This is a genomic window from Streptomyces sp. NPDC055189, from assembly GCF_053606765.1.
On the sequence record NZ_JBSGSG010000161.1, the window covers coordinates 1 to 8002 of the forward strand.

General features: G+C 69.4%; 6 protein-coding genes. 5 read left to right on the plus strand and 1 reads right to left on the minus strand.

Annotated features, from left to right (window positions below; genetic code table 11):
* On the minus strand, positions 1-105 hold a 105-nt coding region (locus ACWFR3_RS46060; RefSeq protein ID WP_453740715.1), incomplete at its 3' end, for an aldehyde dehydrogenase family protein.
* A gap of 62 nt (positions 106-167) precedes the next feature.
* Here ACWFR3_RS46060 and ACWFR3_RS46065 point away from each other — a divergent pair.
* The 5 genes from ACWFR3_RS46065 to ACWFR3_RS46085 all read left to right on the plus strand — a co-directional run bounded on the left by ACWFR3_RS46065 (position 168) and on the right by ACWFR3_RS46085 (position 7614).
* Positions 168-1580: a nucleobase:cation symporter-2 family protein gene (locus ACWFR3_RS46065; protein ID WP_453740711.1), complete on the plus strand. Its 1413-nt coding sequence runs from the start codon at positions 168-170 to the stop codon at positions 1578-1580.
* A gap of 48 nt (positions 1581-1628) precedes the next feature.
* Complete coding sequence (locus ACWFR3_RS46070; RefSeq protein WP_453740712.1) at positions 1629-3017, plus strand: 8-oxoguanine deaminase; 1389 nt, start codon at positions 1629-1631, stop codon at positions 3015-3017.
* 372 nt (positions 3018-3389) lie between these two features.
* The gene (locus ACWFR3_RS46075) at positions 3390-4748 is read left to right on the plus strand and encodes a nucleobase:cation symporter-2 family protein (RefSeq protein WP_453740716.1); all 1359 of its coding nucleotides are present in this window, start codon (positions 3390-3392) and stop codon (positions 4746-4748) included.
* Positions 4749-4885: 137 nt separating this feature from the next.
* The gene (locus ACWFR3_RS46080) at positions 4886-6304 is read left to right on the plus strand and encodes a nucleobase:cation symporter-2 family protein (protein WP_453740713.1); all 1419 of its coding nucleotides are present in this window, start codon (positions 4886-4888) and stop codon (positions 6302-6304) included.
* Between the two features lie 113 nt (positions 6305-6417).
* Positions 6418-7614, plus strand: coding sequence for an MFS transporter (locus tag ACWFR3_RS46085; protein WP_453740714.1), 1197 nt, complete (start codon positions 6418-6420; stop codon positions 7612-7614).
* The last annotated feature ends 388 nt before the right edge of the window (positions 7615-8002 follow it).

Here is an 8002-nt window from a genome sequence, read left to right on the forward strand (position 1 = left end):
CTCCATGAGGGAGCGCTTGAGCCCGGCGGCGGCAGCGACTTTCGCGCCGGTCGCCGAGGAGCCGATGAAACCGATGGCGTCGACACCGGGATGGCGCACGAGCATGTCCCCGGCCGCGCCCCGTCCGCAGCGGGCGGGGGCACGCCACACCGGAGGGAACAGCAGCAATGGCACAGCCTGCAAAGGGGCCGGCTAAAGGCCCGTGTTCCACCCCATCGGACGTAGCTGACAGTGCATCAACTTCCGGCTGTCACCCGGTGGACGAGAAGCTTCACCCCTCGCGGCTCGTCCCCGCCGCGCTCCAGCACATCGCCGCCATGTACGCGGGCGTCGTCACTCCGCCGCTGATCATCGGCCAGGCCTGTGGTCTGGACGCGGTCGCGCAGACCCGCCTCATCGCCGCGAGCCTGCTGATCGCCGGACTCGCCACGATCCTCCAGACGCTCGGCGTCAAGGGCTTCGTCGGCAACCGGCTCCCCTTTGTGAACGCCGCGTCGTCCGCGGGCATCGCACCCATCCTCGCCATCGCCGAGAACAGCGCCAAAGGCCACCAACTCCCGGCCATCTACGGCGCGGTGATGGTCGCGGGCGTCTTCTGCCTCGTGGTCGGCCCGTTCTTCGGGCGCCTCCTGCGCTTCTTCCCGCCGCTCGTCACCGGCGTCGTCATCACGCTCATCGGCGTGACGCTGATGCCCGTGCCCGTCACCTGGGCGCAGGGCGGCGACAAGACCGCCGCCGACTTCGGCGCCATGAAGTACCTCGCGCTCGCCGCCTTCACGCTCGCCGTGATCCTCGTCTTCCAGCGGTTCGGACGCGGCTTCCTCAAGCAAGTCGCCCTGCTTCTGGGTCTGTTCATCGGTACGCTCGCCGCGATCCCGTTCGGCATGGCCGACTTCAGCGCCATCAAGTCGGCCCCGGTGGCGGCGCTCCCGACGCCCTTCGCCTTCGGCGCCCCGGAGTTCCAGCCCGCCGCGATCCTCTCGCTCTGCATCGTGATGCTGGTCCTGATGACCGAGTCGTCGGCCGGCATGCTCGCCCTCGGCGAGATCTGCGAGCGCAAGAGCGACGGAAAGACCATCACCCGCGGCCTGCGCACCGACGGCATCGCGACCCTCGTCGGCCCTGTCTTCGGCGGCTTCCCCACCTCGGCCTTCGCACAGAACGTCGGCGTCGTCTCCCTGACACGTGTACGCAGCCGCTACGTCGTGGCCGTCGCCGGCGGCGCCCTCATCGTTCTCGGCGCCTTCCCGATGCTGGGCGCGGTCGTCAGTCTCGTACCGATGCCGGTGCTCGGCGGCGCGGGCATCGTCCTCTTCGGCTCCATCGCGGTCAGCGGCATCCGTACGCTCTCCGAGGCGGGCCTCGACGACAGCTCCAACATCATCCTGGTGGCCGTCGCGCTCGGAGCGGGCATCATCCCGCTCGCCGCGCCCACCTTCTACGCCGAATTCCCGGCCTGGGCGCAGACCGTCCTGGGCTCCGGAATCAGTGCGGGAGCGCTGACCGCGGTCCTGCTCAACCTGTTCTTCAACCATCTCGGCACCCGCAGCCCCGCGGCCGCGGCACTCAAATCTTCCTAGGGTCATGCCGTGCCCACATCGCCACACACACATGAAGGAAGAAGCACCATGGCAGCACCGGCAGACCTGCAGCGCATCGTCATCGAGAACTGTGCGATCGCGACCGTCGACGCCGACGACACCGAGTACGCGTCGGGGTACGTCGTCGTCGCCGGCAACAAGATCGAGTCCATCGGCGCAGGCAAGGCCCCCGAGGGCCTGGCCAACGTCGTACGCCGCGTGGACGGGACCGGTCACCTGGTGACCCCCGGCCTGGTCAACACGCACCACCACTTCTACCAGTGGATCACCCGAGGCCTCGCCACCGACCACAACCTCTTCAACTGGCTCGTCGCGCTCTACCCGACCTGGGCGCGCATCGACGAGCAGATGGTGACGGCGGCGGCCCAGGGTTCGCTCGGCATGATGGCCCGCGGCGGTGTCACCACCGCGATGGACCACCACTACGTCTTCCCGAAGAACTCCGGCGACCTCTCCGGCGCCATCATCGGCGCCGCGAGCGACATGGGTGTCCGCTTCACCCTCGCCCGCGGCTCCATGGACCGCAGCGTCAAGGACGGCGGCCTGCCGCCGGACTTCGCCGTCGAGACCCTCGAAGGTGCGCTCGCCGCGACCGCCGCCACGGTCGACAAGCACCACGACGCCTCCTTCGACGCGATGACCCAGGTCGCCGTCGCCCCCTGCTCGCCGTTCTCGGTCTCGACCGAACTCATGAAGCAGGGCGCCGAGTTGGCGCGCGCCAAGGGCGTACGTCTGCACACCCACGGCAGTGAGACCGTCGAGGAGGAGCAGTTCTGCAAGGAACTGTTCGGCATGGGCCCCACCGACTACTTCGAGTCGACGGGCTGGCTCGGTGACGACGTGTGGATGGCGCACTGCGTCCACATGAACGACTCCGACATCGCCGCGTTCGCCCGCACCGGTACGGGAGTCGCGCACTGCCCGTCCTCCAACGCGCGTCTCGCGGCCGGCATCGCCCGCGTCCCCGACATGCTCAAGGCCGGCGTCCCGGTCGGCCTCGGCGTCGACGGCACCGCCTCCAACGAGTCCGGCGAACTCCACACCGAGCTGCGCAACGCACTCCTGATCAACCGCCTCGGCGCACACCGCGAGGCAGCCCTGAACGCCCGTCAGGCCCTGCGCCTCGGAACGTTCGGCGGCGCCCAAGTCCTGGGCCGCTCCACGCAGATCGGGTCGCTCGAGCCGGGCAAGCTCGCCGACCTGGTCCTCTGGAAGATCGACGGCATCGGGCACTCCTCGATCGCCGACCCGGTGACCGCCATCGTCTTCGGCGCGGCGGCCCCGGTCACGCTCTCCCTCGTCAACGGCCGCCCGATCGTCGAGGACGGCCGACTGCTGCACGTCGACGAGGACGCCATCGCCCGCTCCGCGCGGGACGAGGCGCAGCGCCTCGCGCGGATCGCGGCCGAGGCCTGAACCCAAGAACTCCGGTCAGGGGGGACGGCCCCTGACCGGACTTGAGCAGCCGAGCGGGCTGCTCAAGTGCCGCCCCGGAACGTGGCCCAAAGCTTCGCGTTCCCGGGGCGGTCAGTACTACCTGGGCGCACTACCAGCACCACCACCCTGATCACCCCTCACCACAACTTCATACCGAGCAAGCCCTTGCACGACGCACCACCTCCCAGAAGCGAAAAGTGCCGGCAATGCCGCCCGTACTGGAAAACAACCGGAGGAGCCACAGTGGCCACTCAGCCCGGGTTCACCAAGCAAGGCACCACCCCAGACCCATCCGAAGTCGACGGCGAAAGCGCCATACATCCCGTCGACCAGAAACTCCCGCCGCTCAAGATGGCGACGACGGGCCTCCAGCACGTGGCGGCCATGTACGCGGGCGTCGTCGCCCCTCCGCTCATCGTGGGCGCGGCCATCGGCCTCTCGCCGAAGGAACTCACCTTCCTGACCGGAGCCTGTCTGTTCACCGCGGGCCTCGCCACCTTCCTCCAGACGCTCGGCATCTGGAAGATCGGCGCCCGCCTGCCCTTCGTCAACGGCGTCACCTTCGCGGGCGTCGCCCCGATGATCGCGGTCGTCGAATCGACCGACAACAAGGACGACGCGCTGCCGATCATCTTCGGCGCGGTCATCGTCGCCGGTGTGCTCGGCTTCATCGCGGCGCCGTTCTTCTCCAAACTCGTCCGCTTCTTCCCGCCGGTCGTGACCGGCACGGTCATCACCCTCATCGGCATCTCGCTGATGCCGGTGGCCTTCGGCTGGGCCCAGGGCCCTGTGCCGGGCGCCGACGACTACGGCTCGATGAAGAACCTCGGTCTCGCGGGCCTCACCCTCGTGATCGTGCTGTTGCTTCGCCGCTTCACCACCGGCTTCGTCAAGCAGATCGCCGTGCTCCTCGGCCTCGTCGTCGGCACGCTCATCGCGATCCCGTTCGGCGTCACGGACTTCAGCCCCATCGGTGACGCGGACATCGTCGGCTTCCCGACGCCGTTCCACTTCGGCGCCCCGCAGTTCGCGGCGGCGGCGATCGTCTCCCTCTGTGTCGTCATGGTGGTCTCGATGACCGAGTCCACCGCCGACATGCTGGCGCTCGGCGAGATCGTGGAGCGCCCCGCCGACGAGAAGACCATCGCGGCCGGCCTGCGCGCCGACACCCTCGGCTCGGCGATCAGCCCGCTCTTCAACGGCTTCATGTGCAGCGCGTTCGCGCAGAACATCGGTCTTGTCGCGATGACGAAGATCCGCAGCCGGTACGTCGTCGCCGTGGGCGGCGGCTTCCTGGTCCTGATGGGCCTGTGCCCGATGGCGGCCTCGCTCATCGCCGTCGTACCGCGTCCGGTGCTCGGCGGCGCGGGTGTCGTCCTCTTCGGCTCGGTCGCGGCGAGCGGCATCCAGACCCTGGTCAAGGCGAACCTGGAGCGTGACAACAACGTCCTGATCGTGGCCGTGTCCCTCGCGGTGGGCCTCATCCCGATCGCGGCGCCGGAGTTCTACCACGCGTTCCCGGAGACCGCGAAGATCATCCTCGACTCGGGCATCTCCACGGGCTGTGTCGCGGCCGTCCTTCTCAACCTCGTCTTCAACCACATCGGCAAGCGGGGCGAGGACGACGACGTGACCAATCCGATGGAGCCCGGGGGAGAAATCGCTGAACAGAGGGTGCACGAAGGGTCTTCCCCGGCGGGGGCCCACTGACGTAACGTGCGTGACGCCGCCCGCATCGCGGAAGTTACTTTCCAGTCGGAGTGATGGTCGGTCCCGCCGCGCGCCTCGTGAACTCCCGCGCGACGGGCCCGACTTCCGGCGTCACGCACACGGAAGAAGCGCCACCCATGAGTTCTCAGCACCGCCCTGCCGACGAGGCCGCACCGGCCGCCTCGGCTCCTGAGGTTCATCCCGAGGTTCGTCCCGAGGTCCACCCGGTCGACGAGATTTTGCCGCCGGGCCGGATGCTCGTCGCCAGCCTCCAGCACGTCGCCTCCATGTACGCGGGCGCGGTCTCGGTCCCGCTGGTCGTGGCCGTCGCCGCCAAGATGTCGCCGGGGGACACGGCGGTACTCATGGGCGGCAGCCTGCTCATGGCAGGCATCGCGACGCTGCTCCAGACGCTGGGCATAGGCAACTTCATCGGCTCGCGCCTGCCCTTCGTCAACGGCGTCTCGTTCGCGGGCGTCGGCGTGATGCTGACGATCATCACGACACAGGGCGGCGTAGAGGCGGGGATGCCGGTCGTCTTCGGCGCGATCATCGTCTCCAGTCTCTTCGGCTTCCTGGTCAGTTCGTACTTCTCACGCCTGGTCCGCTTCTTCCCGCCGGTGGTGACGGGCTCGGTCATCACCCTCATCGGCGTCTCGCTCATCCCGGTCGCGTACGACTGGATAGTGGACGACTCGTCGACGGGCACGCCGGAGCCGGGCAGCATCGGCCTGGCAGGCGCAACGGTCCTGGTCATGCTGCTGCTCCAGCGCTTCACGCGGGGCTTCCTCAAGCAGATCAGCATGCTCTTCGCCATGATCTTCGGAACGCTGCTCGCGATCCCGATGGGCCTCGCGGACTTCTCCAAACTGGACGATGCGGCCCTGGTCGGGATCCCCTCGCCGCTGCACTTCGGCGCCCCGGAGTTCAACATCCCGGCCATCATCTCGATGTGCGTGGTGATGCTGGTGATCCTCACCGAGTCGACCGCCGACATGATCGCCCTCGGCAAGATCGTCGACAAGGAGGTCGACGAGAAGACCATCGCGCGAGGCCTGCGCGCCGACGCGCTCGGCTCCGCCCTGAGTCCCCTGTTCAACGCCTTCCACGCCAGCGCGTTCGCACAGAACATCGGCCTGGTCGTCATCTCCAAGGTGCGCAGCCGCTTCGTGGTGGCGCTCAGCGGCGCGATCCTGGTCCTGATCGGCCTCAGCCCGGCAGCGGCGGCGCTGATCTCGGTCGTCCCCATGCCGGTCCTGGCAGCCGTCAGCCTCTTCCTCTTCGGCTCCATCGCGGTCAGCGGCATCCAGACCCTGCTCCAGGCCGACCTGCACCGCGGCGACAACGCCCTGATCGTCGTGGTCACCCTCGGCGCCGGCCTGGCCCCCGCCCTCTCGGACGGCTTCTACGACGCGTTCCCGGCCTGGGCGCAGATCGTCCTCGGCTCGGGCATCTCCACGGGCTGCCTGCTCGCGGTGGCCCTGAACCTGGTCTTCAACCACCTGGGCAGCAAGGCGAGTTCGGCGTCCGACCCGGAGCCCGCCGTCACGCACTGAGGCTCATAGGCGGCGAGGGCGATACGCGGGAAACCGACGTCACCCTCGCCGCGGCATGTTGATGTCGCGTACGTGCCAGACCGGGTCCGGGCGGCGCTGCTGAACTCGGGGGCATGCCCGCACCCGCCACACAAACCTCGTCCGCCTCCGCCCGTCTCCTGCTGGGCGGCTGGCCGGCAGTCATCGCCGTGACGCTGGGGATCTTCTCCATCGTCACCACCGAGATCCTGCCGATCGGCCTGCTCACCCCCATCGGCGACACCTTCGGTATCTCGGACGGCACGGCAGGGCTCATGATGACCCTGCCCGGCATCCTCGCCGCCGTCGCCGCCCCGACCGTGACGGTCACCACCGGGCGCGTCGACCGGCGCCGCATGCTCTGCGCCCTGATCCTGCTGCTGGCCTTGGCGAACTTCCTCGCTGCGATCGCTCCGGGCTACTGGCTGATGCTGGTCAGCCGGGTCCTGGTGGGAGTGGTCATCGGCGCCTTCTGGTCCATGGGGTCGGGGCTCGCGGCCCGCCTGGTCCCCGAGGCGCAGGTCGGCCGGGCGACCGCCGTGATCTTCTCCGCGGTCCCGCTCGGCTCGGTGCTCGGCGTGCCCGCGGGTACGTGGCTCGCACAACTCGCGGGCTGGCGTGTGGTGTTCGTAGTGATGGGCGTCCTGACCCTGACCGTACTCGCCGCGCTCGTGGTCTCCGTACCGCCCCTGCCGCCGGAGAAGGTCACCCGCTTGACCGTCCTCCGCGATCTGCTCGGCAAACCCCGTGTCAGGGTGGGCCTGGCAGCGACGTTCCTCATCGTGACGGCCCACTTCGGCACGTACACCTACGTCACGCCGTTCCTGGCGGAGGTGACGCATGCGGGCCCGCGGTCGATCACCGTCTTCCTGCTGGCGTACGGCGTCGCGGGCATCGCCGGCAACTTCCTCGCGGGCGCGTGGGTGAGACGCGAGCTGCGCCGCACGTTCACGCTGGCCGCCAGCCTGGTCGCCGCCGCGACACTGCTACTGCCGGTGCTCGGCACGGGGAGGCCCGGCGCACTGGTGCTGCTCCTGATCTGGGGCGCTGCGTACGGGGCGGTGCCGGTCTGCTCGCAGACGTGGTTCGTGACGGCGGCACCGGCTGCGCCCGAGGCCGCGTCGGTCCTGTTCACGTCATCGTTCCAAGCGACGTTCGCGCTTGGCGCGCTGGCAGGCGGAACGGTGGTGGACGCGACGTCCACCACAGTGGTGATGGTCCTCGGGGGAACCGTCGCGGTATTGGCGGCGACGGTTGCTGCGCCGCTGCGGCGCTGGCGGCGTAGGGGGTGAGGTTGCCGGGGCCGTGCTGTGCTGGTCCGGCGTTTGAGTCGGTGAGCGGTGCCGTCCGTTCTCCGGAGTTTGGCGGTTACGGGCCGGGAGTAAAGGGCGCTCCGCTGCGCTGCGCGTCGGCTGCGCCGATGACCCTTCGGGCCACCCTTGACACCCGCCCCTCCACCGCGCGAGGGAAAGCGACCGGACGGCCCGGGGGCGGGACTCTCGACCAGGGCAGCCGGGTCGTGCGTGTTCCTGTCGGGTGCGGATTGGTTCGTCGGGGGGCGCCCCGAGGGGGAGGGGTGCGCGGTCGCTCCGGGGATGGGTGCCGCTCTCGTCAAGCGGCTGCCGACCGGTTCGTTGGGGGTGGCCGCAAGGGGGCGGGGCGGGCGTGGGGCGGCGGCCC